Origin of the sequence: Paenochrobactrum glaciei (genome assembly GCF_039522165.1) — a bacterium.
In the GTDB taxonomy this organism is placed as follows: Bacteria; Pseudomonadota; Alphaproteobacteria; order Rhizobiales; family Rhizobiaceae; genus Paenochrobactrum; species Paenochrobactrum glaciei.
Window position 1 is genome coordinate 308311 of record NZ_BAAADE010000001.1, and the last position, 19583, is coordinate 327893.

The 19583-nt window shown below is 48.9% G+C and carries 13 protein-coding genes and 2 pseudogenes; 3 read left to right on the forward strand and 12 right to left on the reverse strand.

Going from position 1 to position 19583, the window contains the following annotated elements; translation table 11 throughout:
* Positions 1 to 90: 90 nt before the first annotated feature.
* Positions 91 to 1755, reverse strand: coding sequence for an electron transfer flavoprotein-ubiquinone oxidoreductase (locus ABDZ76_RS01545; protein WP_343800343.1), 1665 nt, complete (start codon positions 1753 to 1755; stop codon positions 91 to 93).
* Between the two features lie 259 nt (positions 1756 to 2014).
* Here ABDZ76_RS01545 and ABDZ76_RS01550 point away from each other — a divergent pair, with 259 nt between their 5' ends.
* A complete protein-coding gene (locus tag ABDZ76_RS01550; RefSeq protein WP_343800345.1) occupies positions 2015 to 2911 on the forward strand; it encodes a uracil-DNA glycosylase in 897 nt (298 codons plus the stop codon).
* 17 nt (positions 2912 to 2928) lie between these two features.
* On the opposite strand, the gene ABDZ76_RS01555 is transcribed toward ABDZ76_RS01550, so the two are convergent.
* The gene (locus ABDZ76_RS01555) at positions 2929 to 3837 is read right to left on the reverse strand and encodes a DMT family transporter (RefSeq protein ID WP_343802902.1); all 909 of its coding nucleotides are present in this window, start codon (positions 3835 to 3837) and stop codon (positions 2929 to 2931) included.
* Between the two features lie 436 nt (positions 3838 to 4273).
* On the opposite strand from ABDZ76_RS01555, the pseudogene ABDZ76_RS17665 reads away from it, so the two are divergent.
* Both ABDZ76_RS17665 and ABDZ76_RS01560 read left to right on the forward strand, forming a co-directional pair.
* Positions 4274 to 4514, forward strand: a pseudogene (locus tag ABDZ76_RS17665) (PAS domain-containing sensor histidine kinase); the annotation flags it as partial.
* Positions 4515 to 4762: 248 nt separating this feature from the next.
* Positions 4763 to 6613: pseudogene (locus ABDZ76_RS01560) on the forward strand (PAS domain-containing sensor histidine kinase); the annotation flags it as partial.
* Here ABDZ76_RS01560 and ABDZ76_RS01565 read toward each other — a convergent pair.
* The 10 genes from ABDZ76_RS01565 to ABDZ76_RS01610 form a co-directional block, all read right to left on the reverse strand.
* Entirely contained in the window at positions 6597 to 9533 is a 2937-nt protein-coding gene (locus ABDZ76_RS01565) for a bifunctional [glutamine synthetase] adenylyltransferase/[glutamine synthetase]-adenylyl-L-tyrosine phosphorylase (RefSeq protein WP_343800350.1), read from the reverse strand. The pseudogene ABDZ76_RS01560 and the gene ABDZ76_RS01565 sit on opposite strands and share 17 nt — an antisense overlap.
* 24 nt (positions 9534 to 9557) lie before the next feature.
* On the reverse strand, positions 9558 to 10970 hold the full coding sequence (locus tag ABDZ76_RS01570) for a sensor histidine kinase (RefSeq protein WP_343800353.1): 1413 nt from the start codon (positions 10968 to 10970) through the stop codon (positions 9558 to 9560).
* A gap of 9 nt (positions 10971 to 10979) precedes the next feature.
* Entirely contained in the window at positions 10980 to 11678 is a 699-nt protein-coding gene (locus tag ABDZ76_RS01575; RefSeq protein WP_343800356.1) for a response regulator transcription factor, read from the reverse strand.
* A gap of 63 nt (positions 11679 to 11741) precedes the next feature.
* On the reverse strand, positions 11742 to 13271 hold the full coding sequence (locus ABDZ76_RS01580) for a Do family serine endopeptidase (protein WP_343800359.1): 1530 nt from the start codon (positions 13269 to 13271) through the stop codon (positions 11742 to 11744).
* Positions 13272 to 13383: 112 nt separating this feature from the next.
* The gene (locus tag ABDZ76_RS01585; protein ID WP_343800362.1) at positions 13384 to 13869 is read right to left on the reverse strand and encodes a cytochrome c-type biogenesis protein; all 486 of its coding nucleotides are present in this window, start codon (positions 13867 to 13869) and stop codon (positions 13384 to 13386) included.
* Positions 13869 to 15869 carry a heme lyase CcmF/NrfE family subunit gene (locus ABDZ76_RS01590; protein WP_343800364.1) on the reverse strand — a complete coding sequence of 667 codons (2001 nt, stop codon included), beginning with the start codon at positions 15867 to 15869 and terminating at the stop codon, positions 13869 to 13871. Before ABDZ76_RS01590 ends, ABDZ76_RS01585 begins: the two co-directional genes overlap by 1 nt.
* A 9-nt stretch (positions 15870 to 15878) precedes the next feature.
* Positions 15879 to 16316 carry a cytochrome c maturation protein CcmE gene (gene ccmE, locus ABDZ76_RS01595; protein ID WP_343802905.1) on the reverse strand — a complete coding sequence of 146 codons (438 nt, stop codon included), beginning with the start codon at positions 16314 to 16316 and terminating at the stop codon, positions 15879 to 15881.
* Positions 16317 to 16384: 68 nt separating this feature from the next.
* Positions 16385 to 17542, reverse strand: coding sequence for a c-type cytochrome biogenesis protein CcmI (gene ccmI, locus ABDZ76_RS01600; protein ID WP_343800367.1), 1158 nt, complete (start codon positions 17540 to 17542; stop codon positions 16385 to 16387).
* Positions 17543 to 17644: 102 nt separating this feature from the next.
* Entirely contained in the window at positions 17645 to 18097 is a 453-nt protein-coding gene (locus ABDZ76_RS01605) for a hypothetical protein (protein WP_374844547.1), read from the reverse strand.
* 140 nt (positions 18098 to 18237) lie between these two features.
* Positions 18238 to 19545 carry an ATP-binding protein gene (locus ABDZ76_RS01610; RefSeq protein ID WP_343802911.1) on the reverse strand — a complete coding sequence of 436 codons (1308 nt, stop codon included), beginning with the start codon at positions 19543 to 19545 and terminating at the stop codon, positions 18238 to 18240.
* Between the last annotated feature and the right edge of the window lie 38 nt (positions 19546 to 19583).

The following is a 19583-nucleotide window of genomic DNA, read 5'->3' on the forward strand; positions in this document are numbered from 1 at the left end:
ATTTTTATTGAGCAAATCTCAAAGTCTCATTGGCGGCCAGACAGCCAATTTTGTTTCAAAAAATGAGCCGGCACGGCTTCCAACCAATATTTACATATTGGCGTAGACGGGTCCTTCGCCGCCTTGTGGCGGTACCCAATTGATATTCTGGTTCGGGTCTTTGATATCGCAGGTTTTACAGTGAACGCAATTCTGCGCATTGATCACATAAGTTTCCTGCCCATCCTTCTCTACCCATTCATAAACACCCGCAGGGCAATAACGAGCCGATGGCCCGCCATAGACACCAAGCTCTGATGTCGCTTGCAAAGCCATATTCTGCACCAACAGGTGCACAGGCTCATTTTCTTCATGATTGGTATTAGAGAGAAACACGGATGACAAACGGTCAAATGTCAGCACACCATCAGGTTTCGGATAGTCGATTTTCTTATGCTTGGCCGCAGGCTCCAAAGAAGAAGCATCGGTTTTACCGTGCTTCAACGTGCCAAACAAAGAAGCACCAAACAATGTGTTCGTCCACATATCCAAAGCACCAAGCCCGACACCAACAAGTGTACCAAACTTCGACCAGAGCGGCTTAACATTGCGTACTTTTTTCAGATCTTTGCCAATATCGCTGCTGCGCCAGCCATTTTCATAGTCCAGCAGCTCATCATTGGCTCGGCCATTTTCAAGTGCCGCCACTACGCTTTCTGCCGCCTGTATGCCTGAAAGCACCGCATTATGACTGCCTTTAATGCGTGGCACATTCACAAACCCTGCCGAACAACCAAGCAATGCGCCACCCGGGAAACAAAGTTTTGGTACAGATTGCCAGCCACCCTCGGTAATAGCACGAGCACCATAAGAAACACGCTTGGCACCTTCAAACACATCCTTAATGGCAGGATGCGTTTTAAATCGCTGAAACTCTTCAAATGGCGAAAGATATGGGTTTTTATAGTTCAGATGAACGACAAAGCCCACCGCCACCATATTATCTTCCAGATGATACAGGAAAGAGCCGCCACCGGTTTTCATATCAAGCGGCCAGCCAAACGAATGCTGCACCAAGCCCAATTTATGTTTGGCAGGATCAACCTGCCACAGCTCTTTAAGCCCGATACCATATTTGGCAGGCTCACGCTCCGCATCCAGTTTGAAATGCGCAATCAGCTGTTTTGCCAGTGAACCGCGCGCGCCTTCACCGATGAGCACAAATTTGCCCATCAAGGCCATGCCACGGGTGTAATTGGGCCCATGCGTGCCATCTTTTTCAATGCCCATATCACCGGTCGCCACACCGTTGACCGCGCCATTTTCATCGTAGAGCATTTCCGTTGCTGCAAAGCCCGGATAGATTTCAACACTCAGCGCTTCAGCACGCGCTGCCAGCCAACGCGCGACATTGCCAAGCGATACAATATAATTGCCATGATTATTCATCAAAGGCGGCATCAGCATATTAGGCAATCGCACCGAACCTGCCGGCCCGAGCAGAAGAAAATGATCCGCCGTCACAGGTGTTTTAAACGGATGATCAGGATCATCGCGCCAATCAGGGATGAGCTTGTCGATACCGACAGGATCAACCACCGCACCGGACAAAATATGTGCGCCAACTTCGGCACCTTTTTCCAGCACAACCACAGATAAATCAGGCGATAATTGTTTTAAGCGAATAGCCGCAGCCAATCCGGCAGGCCCTGCCCCCACGATAACAACATCAAATTCCATGCTCTCGCGTTCAGGCAGTTCAGCAGCTTCGGTCATTTACGCCTCCGATTTATTTTCTTGTCGTCTGCGCCCTGTGCGGGCAGCATCGTCAGGCTGTTTTGTTTTTTGTACCAACGGTATCGCAAAATTAGAATTAATCGCCTATGCGTCCTAACGTCCGCATTAAACAGTACAGACACATTTACCTCATGTCTCATTAAAGATATTACTTTTCTCTCAACGGACAGGTTGCGCTTGCATTAACGCACAGAATTTGCGACCCCCTGACTATAGACAGCTTTGGAGATCCAAACTGATGACTGCCGGACAAATCACATATGATATGGATGAGCTGCTGCATTTTTATGCAGAATCCGGCTTGGACATAGCTTTATCTGAAGAACCCGTGGATCAGTTTGCAGCCTCCGAAAAAGCCGAAAGCCTGCGCAAAGAACAGCTCAGCCAGATGACGGCACAAAGACAGCCGCAAAATGCGCCGCGCCAAACACAAGCCAATCAACGGCCGGCAAATGCTGCACCAGCAGCCCGATCAGCTCCACCACCGGCCTTTGCACCAAACACAAGTCAAACAGTGCCGGACGCGCAGCAAATTGCGCTGGCGCGCGAAAGTGCGGCTAGTGCCAATACATTGCAGGAATTGCGCGAACGTCTTACCGCTTTTGATGGTTGCGGACTGAAGTTCACCGCCAAAAATCTGTGCTTTGAAGACGGCAATCCTGATGCTGCGATTATGTTTGTCGGTGATGTGCCGGGGCGCGATGAAGATATGGAAGGCCTGCCATTTGCAGGGCGTACCGGTCAGTTGTTTGACAATATGCTCAGTGCAATCGGCCTCACCCGCGAACAAACCTACCTTGCCAATATGATTTGCTGGCGACCACCGGGCAATCGCATTCCGACACCGTTGGAAATTGAACTCTGCCAGCCATTTATCGAACGGCAGATTGCATTGGCAAACCCGAAAATTATTGTCAGCTTTGGTGGCCCTGCCACCAAATTACTCACGAATTCTGCCGATACTATTTTGCGGGTAAGAGGGAACTGGTTGTCCCATGCAACGGCAGCAGGCGTGCAAATACCTGTTATGCCAAGCCTGCATCCGGCCTATCTGTTGCGCAGTCCTGCACAAAAGCGCTTTGCATGGCAGGACTTGTTAAGCGTTAAAACCAAACTACAAGAATTGGGCGCGTAAGATCAAACTCAAACAAATCATGGAATAGTTTGCGGTGAGTTTGATTTTTGCGGAGGAATTGCCAATTTACGCTCACGCAAGATCACGAAGATACCCGCCATCATCACAATAGCACTACCAATCAGCATAGTAACGGTTGGTATATCTCCAAAAATCAAAAAGCCAATGATGAGACTAAGTACCATTGATGTATATTCAAACGGTGCAATCGTCGACATCGGCGCATGACGATAAGATTCCGTCAGCAAGATTTGTGCAATTCCTCCTGCCAAACCTGCACAGATCAACATGATCAATTGGTGTAAGTTTGGCATCACCCAGCCAAATGGCAGCGTGAGAAAGCCTGCAACGGTTGAGGTCAGAGTGAAATAAATCACGATTGTCGAGGTACGCTCTTTTTTAACAAGGCGTCTGACCAGCACCATGGCAACAGCCGCCAATGCCGCGCCTGTTAGCGCCGCAAGCGCACCAAACGCCTCTTCCTGCCCTATCTGGCCTGTCGTAAAAATGCTCATACGCGGCCAGATGACGATCAAAACGCCAATGAGGCCAACAAAAACAGCGCTCCAGCGATAAATGCCGACGAACTCTTTCAAAACCACAGCACTGAGCATCACAGCAATCAAAGGAGATGCGTAGTTAATGGCAACAGATTCAGGCAGCGGCAATTTTGTCAGCGCAAAAAAACTGCAAAACATAGCTGACACACCAACCAAACCACGCCAAACATGGCTGGCTGGTTCTTTGGTTCTGAAGGCACCCTGAAGCTGACCGCGCCACCACAGATAAAACAGAATAGAGAATATAGCGAAGAAAGAGCGGAAGAATACCAGCTGCCCCACCGGAATATCATCCGTTGCTTTCAGCAAGGTCGACATCGCAACAAAAACCGAAACTGATGCTATTTTAAACCCAATGCCCAACATCGGGCGAGAGTAATCCAGATCGGAGCTCACGGACGGTTGCGAAGGGGCGCTCAATACGCGAATCCTTTATAATCATGCAGAAAACAAGTTCAGAACCTTTTCTACTCATAGGCCTGATTTTAAACGAAAACCAGTTCGATATGCTGCAGATTGAGTATTTTTTGGTGCCTTCGCCGGAAGCATTAAAAATATATTATCAAATCCGCGCTATAGTTGATGAAGCGTTTATTTCAATGATTAAGAACGGACTGAGACTTAGATGGGCCGTGAGCCACAAAAGAGAATCATTTTAGTCCCGTTTCTCAAAAAACGAATCAAATTTAAGAAATAATTAGCAAAAGGACTGGACAGCACGAATCACTTTTGATTCATTAGGTTAGCGAGTGTGTTGCGTCGCGAATCACTTTCAGTGTTGTTGTTTTTATGGGGAGCCTCGATGGCTAGGACGGACGCCTATGGCGAGCCGATGGGGAAGAATTCTTCTGCACGGCCGAAACTAAAAAAAGGTGGTCTTTCTGCTCATGTCAGCTTGCTGGCAGGTCCTGCCTATCGCAAGTTTGCATCCTTTGAACCAACGCTGCGGCGCATCGTTCCGGTCCTGATTATTTCTTTCCTGATTATTCTTGCAGTTGCCCGCCTGTTTTCCTTGCTGGCGTGGCGCGATGACATCGAGCGCAGCAGCCGCTCTGCCATTGCATTGGCAAGTTTGCAGGTGAGTGCGCATATAGATCGTGCGAATTTCACCAGCCAGTCCCATGATGCACCTGATGCTGCTGCCATTCAAACAATGCTGAATGAAGCGCGCTCCGCATTGCATATCAGCGATGCCATTTCTTTGGTTGTTGCGGATGAAAACAATCAGGTAATGACCGGCTCAGGCCTGCACACCAGTGGTTTGAAAAACATTGACGAACAGGTTTCTGAAAGCCAACCTTTGTTGCTTTTTGGCGATAAAGCGGGCGTTATGGAAGTCGGCATTGATGGTGAAACAAGCTTTGCCTCCCTCACCCATCCAACTTTCATGCGTAACCTGTCCGTGCTGGCTTATGAGCCAAAGCAAACCATTTTTGCTGAATGGCGTAAAACAGCTTCGCTGAACCTGACACTTTTTGCAGGCACCTCCGGTGTTATGCTTGCCATTCTTTACGCCTATTTCAGTCAGGCGGCGCGTGCGCGTGAAGCTGATGATCTTTCTCAACAGATTCAGTGGCGCATTGATATGGCGCTTGCTCGCGGCCGTTGTGGCTTGTGGGATTGGGATATGGTGCGCGGCCGCATCTATTGGTCGCGCTCCATGTACGAGATGCTCGGCTATGAATCGCAAGACAGCATTTTGGCATTTGGTGCCGTAGCAGCCATTGTTAATCCTGATGACGGCGATCTTTATGATATTGCCAAACAGGCTGTCGCCGGTGAAATCTCGCAAGTCGACAAGGTTTTGCGTATGCGCCATGCTGATGGCTCTTGGGTGTGGATGCGGGTGCGTGCAGAAGTTGCCACCGAAGGCGACCCGCATCTGGTTGGTATCGCATTTGACGTCAGTGAACAGCATCGCTTTGCGCAAGCTACTGCAGAAGCGGACATGCGCATCCGTGAAGCGATTGAAAATATTTCCGAGGCCTTCGTTCTCTGGGATGCTAAAGACCGTCTGGTAATGTCCAATTCCAAGTATAATGAATATGCCGGACTTGAAGCTTCCGCTTTGCGACCTGGCGTAATCCGCCAGCAAATCGAGCCATTAATCCGCCCTGTCGCATTTGAACGCCGTATGGCCAACGAACATAATCGTGCTGGTGCCGAAACCTATGAACGTCAATTGAGTGACGGCCGCTGGCTACAGGTTAACGAACGCCCGACACAAGATGGCGGATTGGTTTCGATCGCAACCGATATTACGCAGCTGAAGCTGCATCAGGAGCGCATGGTTGAAAGTGAAGGCCGTCTGATGGCGACCATTCACGACCTTTCAGTTGCCCGTAAAGGCGAAAAAGACCGTGTCCGCGAATTGTCTGAATTGGCACGCAAATATGCCGCTGAAAAAGAACGTGCAGAAGGCGCAAACCGCGCCAAGTCCGAGTTCCTTGCTAATATGTCTCACGAGCTGCGCACACCTTTGAATGCCATCATCGGCTTCTCAGAAATGATTCAGGCCGGCACCTTTGGCCCGCTCGGTTCCGACCGCTATGAAGAGTATATCAATGATATTCATTCAAGCGGCAACTATCTGCTGAACGTGATCAACGACATTCTGGATATGTCGAAAATTGAAGCTGGTCAGTTCTCGCTCGACCATGAAAAGATTGATCTCTGCCCGCTGATTAACGAAACTGTTCGTATGATTTCGCTACAGGCAGAAGAGAAGCATATTCAGGTTCACACCCAAATTGCTGATCGTCTGGCACTGCACGCTGATCGTCGCGCTGTTAAACAAATTCTGATCAACCTGTTGTCCAACGCGGTCAAATTTACCGGCTATGACGGTCATATTACTGTGCGCGCACATCAAACACAGGCAGCTCTTTTCATCACCATTCAAGATACCGGCTGCGGTATTCCGAAATCAGCATTGAAGAAAATCGGTCAGCCATTCGAACAGGTGGAAAACCAGTTCACTAAGTCTCATACAGGTTCTGGCCTTGGCCTTGCGATTTCTCGCTCACTGGCTGAGCTGCATGGCGGCACGCTGCGTATCCGCTCCACCCAAGGTGTTGGCACCATTGTTTGCGTGCGTATCCCTGACCGCTCAGCTCAAAACGAAATCACACAAGCTGCGTAAAAGCTGCTCGGGCATCAGCTGAATATTCATTCAGCTGATATTCCAGCACACGTAAATCCGGCAATTGTGCAACCTGACACAAAAGCTCGACCATGCCGGGCAGGAATTCTTCAGGATTGAAATCATCGCCTAAGCACAGACGAATGGTCTGGCTTAAATTGGTGTAAAGCTGACAGATTTCCGTAAGCTTTTCGCGCATATCCGCAGAGGCAAATTCCGGCTTCATGTGGTTTAAAATGGCCTGTGTCGTCATACCAGACGGCTTCACAGTTACCTGCCCCGTTAATACGGCATATTGGGCGATGAATTCTAAATCCATCATACCGCCGGTTTTTAATTTAAAATTCCAAATGTGACGTGCAGGTTTTTCTTCCTCCACTAGGCGGCGCATTTTTTGAACATCTTCAGCAATTTTAGCGCCATCACGAGGCATCGACAAAACATCGCCGATGATGTTCTCAACCCGTAAGGTTAGCTCTTCATCACCTGCGATAGGCCGCGCACGGGTGAGTGCCATATGCTCCCATGTCCACGCCTCCTGTCGCTGATATTTATCAAAAGAACTCACATGTGTTGCAACAGGCCCTTTATTACCGGATGGTCGCAAACGTAAATCCACCTGATATAAAATGCCTTCCGCAGTCGGCGCAGATAAGGCCGCTACCAAGCGCTGTGTCATACGCATATAATATTGCGACACATGTAATGGTTTTTCACCATCCGAATATTCAACCTCTTCGGGGTGATCATAAAGCAAGATCAAATCGACATCCGAGCTGCCGGTCAATTCACGACTGCCGAGTTTCCCCATCGCAAGCACGGTGGTTTTTCCACCTGCAATCTTGCCGTGTCGTCTGCCGAACTCTTCTTCGACAGCCTCCATAGCACGCGTAATCATCAGCTCTGCCAGATCAGAAAAGGCTTTCCCCGCCCGCATCCCGTCAATGGCGCCGGTCAATAAGCGGATACCAATCAAAAAGCGATGTTCGGCAGCAAAAATGCGCAAACGATCCAAGATATCTTCATAGATATTGGCTGAACCCAAAAAGGCTTTGAGCCGCGTTTCCAGATAGTTCAGCGTCGGCATTTCGGCAAAAATTGCCGGATCCAGCAACCCGTCAAAAATATGCGGTTTACGGGTGATAATATCCGCCATTCGTGGCGCAACACTCATTACTAGCACCAGCAGGTTCAACAAACGCGGATTGGTTTGTAAAAGTGAAAAAAGCTGAATACCAGCAGGCAAACCTTGCAGGAAACTATCAAAGCGTACTAATGTATCATCGGCCTGTTTGGTTTCCGCAAAAGCTTGCAACAAGGCCGGAGTGAGTTCTGTCAAACGCTCACGCGCTTCTGCCGATTGCGTGGCGCGGTAGCGGCCAAAATGCCAGCCCCTTATAATTCTGCAAATGTCGGAGGGCCGCTGGAACCCCATTTTTGACAGAGTTTCAATCGTACCCGGATCATCATCCTCACCGGTAAAAACTAAATTGCCCGCATCATTGCCAAGCTCAGCAGCTTTTTCAAAAAGCACAGCATAATGTTTCTCAACTGTCTTCAGACAATGCAGCAGGTTTTTGGTGAAGGTTGAAACATCAGCATACCCCATCAGATGGGCAATGCGTGCCAACCCTTCATCATCTTCAGGCAATGTATGGCTTTGCTCATCATTCACCATCTGAATGCGATGTTCCACATCGCGCAAGAAACTATATTGCGCTGTCAGATCATCGCGTGCCTGCAAAGTAATCCAGCCGAATTCTGCTAGTGTTTGCAGCATCGCAATGGTTTGCGAGCCACGCAATTGCGGAAAACGTCCGCCAGCAATCAGCTGCTGCGTTTGCACAAAAAACTCAATCTCGCGAATACCACCACGACCCAATTTTACATTATGTCCGTGAATCGCAATATGGCCATGCCCTTTATGGGCATGGATTTGCCGCTTGATGGAATGAACATCTGCAATCGCTGCATAATCAAGATATTTGCGCCAGATATAAGGGGAAAGCTCTTGCAAGAAAGCATTACCAGCTTTGATATCACCCGCGACAGGACGCGCTTTGATCATCGCGGCACGTTCCCAGTTCTGTCCGCGCCCTTCATAATAATGCAGAGCAAAGCCAAACGGAATGGCCAGCGGTGTTGAACCCGGATCGGGGCGTAATCTCAAATCCGTTCGGAAAACATATCCATCCACTGTGCGCTCCTGCATGATGCGCAGCAAACGTCGGGCAAGGCGTGAAAATGTTTCAACGCATTCATAAGGATCACCGATAAAAGGACTTTGCTCGTCAATCAGGATAATCAGATCAATATCAGAGGAATAATTAAGCTCGCAAGCACCAAACTTGCCCATCGCCAAAACAATCCAGCCACAATTCTTTTCTGGATTATCCGGATCGGACAATGTGATTTTGCCTTTGGCCGCGGCATCCCGCAACAAAAAACGCACAGTCGCGCCAAGGCAGATTTCTGCTAAATCAGTGATCCATTGGGTCGTTGCCGCTGTATTGAAAAGTCCTGCCAGATCACAAAGTGCGATCAACACATGCGCTTTGTTTTTACCGCGTCTCAAACCAGCCATCAGGCTGTTTTCAGTCGCACCCTCACCGATGCCGCATTGTTTAATATCCGCAAAGATATCACTCAAAATCAATTCTGGTGAAGTGCTATCTAACTTTGCTAAAACTTCCGGAAACCGCAGCAAATAGTCCCGGATATAAGGGGATAGATCAAGCACAGAGCCAATAAAACCGGCAGCGCTTTCATCGGCCAGTAATGCTTTCAACCCGACAAGGTTTTCTTCTTCGGCACGCTTTTGCAGCTCATTTAAATATTGCTGCGCTGCCTGCTCATCGACCGGTGTCAGAACACGCTGCAACCGATGAAAAAATAAATGCCCTGCCGTGTCTGATGCCATTCATCACCAAATTATGCTCAAGATTCAGCTCTCCGAATGACGCGGGAACTCCAGAACCACACGCAATCCGCCCTCACCTTCAGATAAAACATTATCTTCCAGTGTCAGGCTGCCACCGTGCAATTTCATAACCGCCTTGGCAAGGCTTAATCCAAGCCCAGAACCTGGTTGTGTGCGGCTTTCTTCCAAACGCACAAATCGCTCTGTCACCTTCTCGCGCATATCAGCGGCAATGCCTGGACCATTATCGGCGACAAAAATACGCAACAGCTTGTCATCCACATCCATACCGACATGTACCTTGGCAGGTTTTTCATCGGATGACGCATATTTAATAGCATTATCAACGAGATTGGAAATAGTCTGCGCTATCAGTTCACGGTTAAAGCGAATAGGTGCTTCGCTTAGATCATCAAGTTCCAGATGAACACCGGCATCCTCTGCCACCGGTTCATACATTTCCACCACATCGCGTAATATTGGAGCCACTGGCTGGACGGCAAGATTTTCTGCCGAGAACCCAGCTTCAAGACGCGAGATCATCAAAATAGCATTGAAGGTCAAAATCAGCTGATCTGATTCAACAATAATGGATTCCAGCGCCTCACGGTAATCCTGCGTTTTCTTCTTTCCCGAAAGTGCCGCCTCGGCCCGGTTGCGCAACCTTGTCAGCGGTGTTTTCAAATCATGGGCAATATTGTCTGAGACATGTTTCAGCCCCTCATTCAGCTCCTGAATACGCGCCAACATGATGTTTAAATTGCCGGACAGGCGGTCAAACTCATCGCCGGAACCATTAACCGGCAAACGGCCAGACAAATCACCATCCATAATGCGTTGGGAAGCGGTTGAAACATCACCGATGCGCTTAAGCGCTTGTCGCCCGACAAAGAACCAGATCAGAACTGCACCGATCCCCATGATCGCCAATGCGAGCATAAGCGAACGCTGGATGATATCACGAATACGATCTGAATCGCTCAAATCACGTCCGACCATCACGCGCATGCCATTCGGCAATGCAATCACCACCGCAATGGCACGATGCTGACGCTCAGTCAGCTGATCGCCATATCGGTTATAAAGGAATGAACGCTCAACAAAGCCATCCGTATCCAACACCCCCGGCTCAATGCTTTCCACATTGCCGGCAAGAATACGGCCAGTGACATCAGCCACAAGATAAAGATAAGCACCCGGCTGGCGCGAACGATAATCAATGCTACGCACAAGGGCTGGAATGCCGCCGCGATTATAGGTCTTGCCGATATTGATGACTTCTTCATTCAATGCCTGACGTGTCTGCCCTTCAAGCAGGGAAGCTGAAAGCGTCGTCATATAAAGAATGATCACAACTGAACCGACAAAAAACAACAGCAAATAAAGCGCAGAAAGACGCGCTGCTGTTGTTTTCATAATCGCGGAAAACCAACTCATTTTAAATAATCACTTAGCTTTGGCACGCGGTGCGTTTTCCGCTTTCAACATATAGCCAGCCCCGCGAATTGTATGAAGCAAAGGCTGGTCAAAGCCTTTTTCAATCTTGCTGCGCAAACGTGAGATGTGAACATCAATCACATTAGTCTGCGGATCAAAATGGTAATCCCAGACATTTTCCAGCAGCATTGTGCGTGTCACCACCTGTCCGGCATGACGCATCAAATATTCAAGCAGGCGAAACTCACGCGGCTGCAAAGCAATATCAATGCCGCCACGACAAGCACTATGCGAAAGGCGATCAAGTTCCAGATCACCAACGCGGTAAATTGTTTCGGCTTCACGCGGATTGGAGCGACGCTGCAACACTTCCACGCGGGCAAGAAGTTCAGAAAAAGCATATGGCTTGGTGACATAATCATCACCACCCGCACGAAGACCGGTCACACGATCATCCACCTGCCCAAGCGCTGAAAGAATGAGTACCGGCGTTTTATTGCCTTGTGCCCGCAACCCTGCCACCACTGATAACCCATCACGGCGCGGAAGCATGCGATCAACAATCAAAACATCATAATTACCGGTTTCAGCCAGAGCCGCACCGGTTTCGCCGTCACCGGCAATTTCAGTCACATGTCCGGCTTCAGAAAAAGCTTTCTGTAAATAACGCGCAGCTTCACTGTCATCTTCAATGACTAAAATTTTCATATCCGGCCTTCCCCATAAAATATTGGCGGGCTACGCAGCCCGCCAATTTGATTTTCAGTTCAATCAGCCCTGATCAACAGGCAGGGCAACGAAGCGGCTCTGATCGTTGTTTTGCAACTGAAGCAAAACAGCCTTTCTGCCGGATTTCACTGCTTCAGCAATGGCATTGTTGATATCTTTTACCGTTTTAACCGGCTTGTTATTGACCGAAGCAATCACATCGCCAGAGCGGATACCGCGATCAGCTGCATCACTGTCCGGATTAACATTAGTGATGACCACACCATCATTGTTTTCTGATGGAACGACAGTCAGGCCGTAGCTATCAAGGGTTTCACCTTCGCTTGGTGTTTGCGTTGCAGTGCCATCAGAGTTTTTCTGATCATCAGGCATACCGCCGATGGTTACCTTGATGGTTTGCGCTTTCTGGTTGCGCCAAATAGTAAATTCAGCAACTTCCTTCGGTGCAATATTGCCAACCTTACGTGCTACATCACGGCTGTCTTCAACAGTTTCACCATTGATGGCCGTGATGACGTCACCAGCCTGAATGCCGGCCTTTGCAGCCGGACCATCGGCCTGCGGTGCAGCAACAATTGCACCTTTTGCTTCAGCAAGACCAAGAGAGTCAGCCATTTCCTTATTCACAGGTTGAATCTGAACACCAATCCAGCCACGCTCTACCGAGCCAGACTTAATCAGCTGATCAACAACCTGTTTGGCTGTGGAAGCAGGGATTGCAAAAGCAATACCAACGCTGCCGCCTGAAGGTGAGAAGATGGCAGTGTTAATACCGATAACCTGACCGGTTAAGTTAAAGGTCGGACCGCCGGAATTACCTTTGTTAACAGCCGCATCAATCTGGATGAAGTCATCATAAACGCTGGCACCAATATCACGGCCACGTGCCGAAACGATACCCGCGGTTACAGTACCACCCAAGCCAAACGGGTTACCCACAGCAACAACCCAATCACCTACGCGAACATTATTGTCATCGCCAAGGGCGACATAGGTAAATTTAGTTTTTGGCTCATCTACTTTCAGAACGGCCAAATCTGTACGCGGATCAGTACCAATCAATTTGGCGTCGAGTTCTTTGCCGTCATCCAAAACAACAGAGAAAGAATCGCCGGAAGTTACGACGTGATTGTTGGTGACAACATATCCATCTTCAGAGATGAAGAAGCCAGAACCTTGTGAAACAGGACGGGCATGGCCTGGGCGTCCTTCACCACGTTTACCTTTGCGCTGCTCCGGACGCTGCTTCTCACCCTGCGGGCCAAAGCCGAAATCACGGAAGAAACGCTTCAATGGATGGCCGTCTGGCAGCTGGTCAAAACCCTGACCAAAAAACTGCGGGCCGGAATTATCTACTGCCTGAACCTGACTTTTTACCCGTACACTGACAACAGCAGGGCGCACTTTTTCTACCAGATCAGCAAAGCCAGGCTGCGCTGCAGCGGTTACTGTCACTGGTTCTGCATAGGCAGAAATAACTGGAGGAAGAGCAAAAATGCCGCCTGTCACAGTTGCAGTCAATGCAATGGCGGCAACGCTTTTACGAAAGTAAGAATTTTTGACTATGGACACAATCTTCTCCTTGGGAGGGAACCCGATTTAATCTTATGTCAGTCAATATAGGTTGCAGAACCTTACCACTCAATTTCCAACAGATGAAATTTTGGTAAGGTTTGCAAAAATCTCACTTACTCTCTTTTAAAATCTGCTGAAGTCGCTTTTCTTCAGCTTCGGTCAATGGCTCATCATTAACAGATACCGTTTTCTTACGCTTTGATAGCAACAATAAGCTACCACCACCAATCAATAGCAATACGACAGGAAAGCCCCAAAGCAGAACCGTGCGTGTATTCAGGCGCGGTTTAAGCAAAACAAACTCGCCATAGCGATCAACGACGTAATCCAAAACATCTTGATCACTATCACCCGCTGTCAGGCGATCACGCACAAGAATACGCAAATCACGGGCAAGTTCTGCATTGGAATCGTCAATCGATTCATTTTGACAGACCATGCAGCGCAAACCCGCCGATAAAGTGCGGGCGCGCTTTTCAAGAGCCGGATCAGACAGCACCTCATCAGGATTAACCGCGAATGCAGGTGCAATCTGGAAAGAGAGAAACAAGCTTAAGAGAAGTGCTGTCGTCTTTTTATTGATCAAGAAACGCATCAGGCACTCCGCACCGCTGTTTTGCCGTTTGCTTTGTTTTTGGTCTTGCTTTTCGCTGGCGCGCCGACACGAAGACGGCGATCAAGAAGCGAGATAAACCCACCCAGCATCATTACCAATGTTCCATGCCAGATCAGTGTTACAAATGGCTTCCACCAAATGCGCACAACAATCGAGCCATCAGCGGCATCATCACCAAGAGCGACATAAACCTGATTGAAACCACGTGTACTGATACCGGATTCTGTTGTTGGCATCTGACGTGCAGGATAAAAACGCTTGGCAGCAATGATTGTACTTAAAGGTTTGCCTGCATCATTGAGCAGCGTGAAACGACCCTGATTTTCCGTATAGTTTGAACCGCTAACCGGCGACACGCCTTCAAAGCGCAGCTGGTAGCTGGAAACTTCCGTAACATCACCGGGTGCCATTGTAAGCACACGTTCATTACCAAATGTGCTGACACCGACAATACCAAGCAAAGTGATACCAAGGCCGATATGTGCCAGTGCAGTTCCGTAAACCGAACGCGGTAGACCAATCAAACGCGAGAATGCAACCTTAGGCGCAACCTTGCCAATACCTGCTTTCAGGTAAAGATCAGTCAGGCTGCCGAAAATTACCCAGAATGCCAAACCAATACCGAAGGCTGCCATGACGGATTCACCACGGGTGAACCAGATCACCAATGCAACAACGACCAACGTAATTGCAAAGGCCGCCATCAATCGTTGCGACACGGCATAAAGATCCCCACGCTTCCACGCAAGCAACGGGCCGAACGGCACGGCGATCAGCAACGGGATCATCAGCGGACCAAATGTCATATTAAAGAATGGTGCACCAACAGAAATCTTATCGCCGGTCATGGCTTCCAGCAGCAGAGGATAGAGCGTTCCGATCAGCACGGTTGCTGCCGCTGTCGTCAAAAACAGGTTGTTAAAGACCAATGATCCTTCACGGGAAATCGGTTGGAACAGACCACCGGTCGTCAGGCTCTGCACGCGAAGCGCAAAAAGGAACAATGAACCGCCGATGAAGAAGGTCAAAATCGCAAGAATAAACAAGCCACGACTTGGATCGGTTGCAAAGCTGTGAACCGAGGTCAACACGCCCGAACGAACAAGGAAAGTACCGAGCAATGACAATGAAAATGTCAGCAATGCCAGCAAAACAGTCCAGATTTTCAAGGCTGAACGTTTTTCCATCACCAGTGCCGAGTGCAGCAAAGCTGTCCCCACCAGCCAAGGCATGAAGGATGCGTTTTCCACCGGATCCCAGAACCACCAGCCGCCCCAGCCGAGTTCATAATAAGCCCAGTAAGAGCCCATTGAAATACCGCCGGTGAGGAAAACCCATGCAGTCAATGTCCAAGGACGAACCCAACGCGCCCATGCTGCATCAATACGGCCTTCCATGAGGGCCGCCACCGCAAAGGAAAAACAAACCGAGAAGCCAACATAACCCAAATAGAGCATAGGCGGATGAACAGCCAAACCAAAGTCCTGCAATAAAGGATTAAGGTCATTACCTTCCATAGGCACCGGAAAGACGCGAATAAACGGGTTGGACGAGAAAATGATGAACAACAAAAATGCTGTTGCAATCCAGCCCTGCACAGCCAGCACATTGGAGCGCAGCGTGTCAGGAAGATTAGCACTGAAAGCCGCAACCAGTGCGCTGAAGAAGGTTAAGATCAATACCCAAAGCAGCATCGAGCCTTCATGATTACCCCAAACACCGCTGATTTTATAAATCATCGGTTTTGCAGAATGCGAGTTTTCAAACACATTCAAAACTGAGAAGTCTGAAACCACATAAGCTTGTGTCAGTATGGCAAAGGCAAGGGCTACCATACCAAAAGCCGCGATGGCAGTGGGAGCTGCTACCGACATCATGCGATTGTCATTTTTACGTGCGCCAATAACCGGCAGAACGGATTGAATGATGGAAAGCGCCAGTGCTAATACCAGCGCAAAATGTCCGATTTCGACGCTCATCTTTTATTCCTACTCAGTCTCTTTCCAGACGCCTTTAGCTTTCAGGCTGTCAGCCAGATCCTTCGGCACGTAATTTTCATCGTGTTTTGCAAGAACGCTATCGGCCTGAAAAACACCGTTTTGATCAAAGCGTCCTTCAATGACAACGCCCTGCCCTTCACGGAAAAGATCAGGCACAATGCCATCAAAAAACACAGGAACCGTTTTAAGGGTGTCAGTCACCACAAAACGCAACTGCGTACCGTCTCGTTTGACGCTTTCTTCTTCTACAAGACCGCCAAGACGAAAGCGCGAGCCGGAAGTCATATCAGTTTCAGTCAAATCGGCTGGAGTGCGGAAAAAACGAATATCCTGACTAAAAGCTACCAGCATTAAGGCCACAGCAATTCCCAGAACAGCCAAAGCTCCCAACACCAGATACAGACGCTTTTTTTTACGCTGGCTCATCGTCTTTGCAATTGATGGGCCCTTTGCAACAGACGGAGCCGCGGATGGTTGACGCCCGGCAATATCACTCATGGCTCAGCACCCTCAACTTCAAGATTTAACGTTTTCGCATGCGCAATCAGCAATGAGCGCTTATCTTCAGGCAACAGTTTCATGGCCTGTTTCAAAGCTGCTTTTGCATCATCAGCTTTCTTCATAATCATATAGGAACTGATCAGACGTTTCCAGCCTTCAAGATCATCAGGCTGCGCTTCCAGCTTGGCCTGCAATCCTGCAACCATGCCTTCTATCATTTCTTTACGCTGATCATCACTCATGGATGCAGCGGCCTCTACTTCCTGAGCACTTGGCCCCTTAACAGGCGGTGTTGCAGTAGCAGGTGCTTGTGCTGGTGCCGTTTCGTCATCGATACGACGAATGGCATCTTCGATCTGTGCACGCCATGGCGCATCAGCACTTGAACGATCCAGGAACGCTTTCAAAAATGCTTTTGCCTCATCGTTTTTGCCGTCTTGCAGTAAAGTACGGGCAAGGAAAAACTGCGGGCGATAATCATCCGGATTTTGGGCTGCTGCTTTTTCAAACAAAGCATGCGCTTCAGCTGTTACCAAACCGCCGGATTTTAATACCAGTGATTCAGCCAAGCCCAGATTGCGTGCAAAATCTTCACCGTTTAAACGGATCGAATTGCGATAGGCATTGATGGCCTCGTCAACACGGCCAAGACGCAAATAAATTGGAGCCAGAACATTCCAGCCACGTCCGTCTTGCGGGTTTTGCGCCAGATGCGCTTCAGCCTGCGAAACGAGCTCTTCAACCGGCGCGCGTTCCGGATTGCTGGCAACGCGCTGCGACAATGGTTGTGACGGCAGATCCGGTGACCCAACGGAAGAATAAATCCCCCATGACAATAAAGGCACCAACAAAACCGAAATAAAAGCGATCAGTTTATGCGCTTTGATATTGTCGCTAACCGATTGTGCCAGAGACGTTTTCTTCTCTGCTTTCAAAAGGCGGCGGGCGATTTCAAGTCGCGCCTGCTCTGCACTTTGTGCATCAATCATACCACGGGAAACGTCTGCTTCAATTTCCGTCATCTGATCTCGATAGACTTCGAGATCATTCTGATCGGCCGTTTGAGACGCGTGAGTGCTACGCGAAAGTGGTATCAGAACTACCAGTGTCGCAATAACGGTTAAACATGCAGAAAAAAGCCAAAATTCCATAATGCAGACTTATGCCGAACAATAATAAAATCCAACCTTAACTGTGCGATTTTAACCGAATAGGTCAATTCGCCGCAAATTAAGATAAATGTACCGATATGATCAGGTCAGTGGTGTCCAGCTACCATTCGGATTGCGGCAAGCCGTGCCACGCACAGTTTGCGGCACGCCGTTCATATTAAAGCTATGGGTATATTGGCGGCAATTTTGTGAGCCAACCTGATAAGGCTGTGCAGCCACCACTTCACCGGATGCCGAAGCGCCAGCCGCTTTCCATGAAACAGCCTTACCGGCAGCAGAATATTCAAGCGCGCGATATTCAGCTTCAAGCGCTTTGCGGCGATCTTCGCCAGCTAATTGCAACGCATTGGAACCAAGCAAACCATTGCCCAGTTCGCTCAGGACGCCGGTGTCGTTTTTTTGAAAACCTGTGCTTGGCAAGCGCAAATCAGGCACTGCTTTACCAGCAGTTCCGCAGGCGCTCAGCACTGCCGATGCACCAACAAGCATGATAACGGAAAAGAACTTTCCGGAGAACGGCCCAAAGAACGACATCGCAGTTTTCATAGCCACCGACTTTCACCCACCAACTTACAACCTGTAAGCTTGCTTACAAGTTTTATAAAGCAAAGCACGACAATGCCTCTCTATATAGCAGAGATTGCGCCTTTATCTTGTTAAACAACAGGTAATATTCACTTTTTCACAAGAGGAAGCGTTATTTGTGCCCGAAGCCCGCCCAGCTGTGACGATTTCAACACAAATTGACCGCCATATTCCTTCACAGTGTCCTGAACGATCGCAAGCCCTAAACCCGTTCCCGGCTTTGTTTCGTCAATTCGGCGACCACGCTGCATAGCTTCAGCCATTTTATCTGCCGCTAATCCGGGGCCATCATCCTCAATGGTAATCATAAATTCGGTATCATTTGCTGTTTTCTGCAAACTCATCAGAATTTGTGAATGCCCCCACTTACCGGCATTTTCCATCAGGTTACCGATGACTTCTTCCAGATCTTCTTTTTCACCGGCAAAGATAGCATCAGCAAATTTATTAATAAACCGGACTTCAAGCTGCGGATTAAGCTTTTTCGTTACGCGGTCAATCCGTTCTAAAACGGGTGTAACCGGCGTTCTGAACACCACGCTGTCGCGCTGTGCTGCAATACGAGCGCGCTGCAAATAATGTTGGATTTGCAATTGCATAGCTTCGCATTGTTCCGTCACAATGCGCCCTTGTTCACCTCCAAGAGCCCTGCCCTCATTCATCAAAACGGTTAAAGGCGTTTTGAGCGAATGTGCAAGATTACCCACCTGGGTGCGCGAGCGCTCCATAATGCGCACGTTATTTTCAATGAGTGCGTTCATTTCCTGAGCAAGCGGGGCAATTTCAATCGGCAAATCAGAGGTCAAACGTGGCGCTCGGCCTTCACGAATATCCGCCAGCGAGCGACGCACACGATCTAATGGTCGCAACCCAAACAAGATCACCGCAGCATTAATCAAAATACTGCCAATGCCAAAAATACCCAAGTAGCTATAAAGTCGTGCATTAAAATCGCGGTTTTCCTGCTTAACTTCGCTCAGATTGCCCATCACTCTGAAACGGGCGATACGATTTTCGCTATCTAATACCACTTCCGTTTCCGCAACAAACAGCTCTTCGCCATTTGGCCCATGCGCCGGATAAGTACGTTTAAAAGAGCTATCAAATGGGAAAGTAACCAAGCTTTCCTTCCCGATTTTTCGATTGCCCAGTGATAAAGAATGAAGCGTGCCGTGCAGATTGGCAGAAACGGAATCCACCTCCCAATACCAGCCAGAAGTTGGGCTCGAATAACGGATTTCACCTAATTCAGGCCGCCCTTGTAAATCACCATTATCAGAAACGCTGACCGAGCCAACCAGATTATAAAGATGCGCCCATAACAGGCGCTCGAAATTGCGCTCTGATGCCTGTTTGTAAATGGAACCGATTAATGTCGCGACAACAACCAGCGCCACGATCACCCAAAGCGTGGATAATGTAACCACTCGCAAAG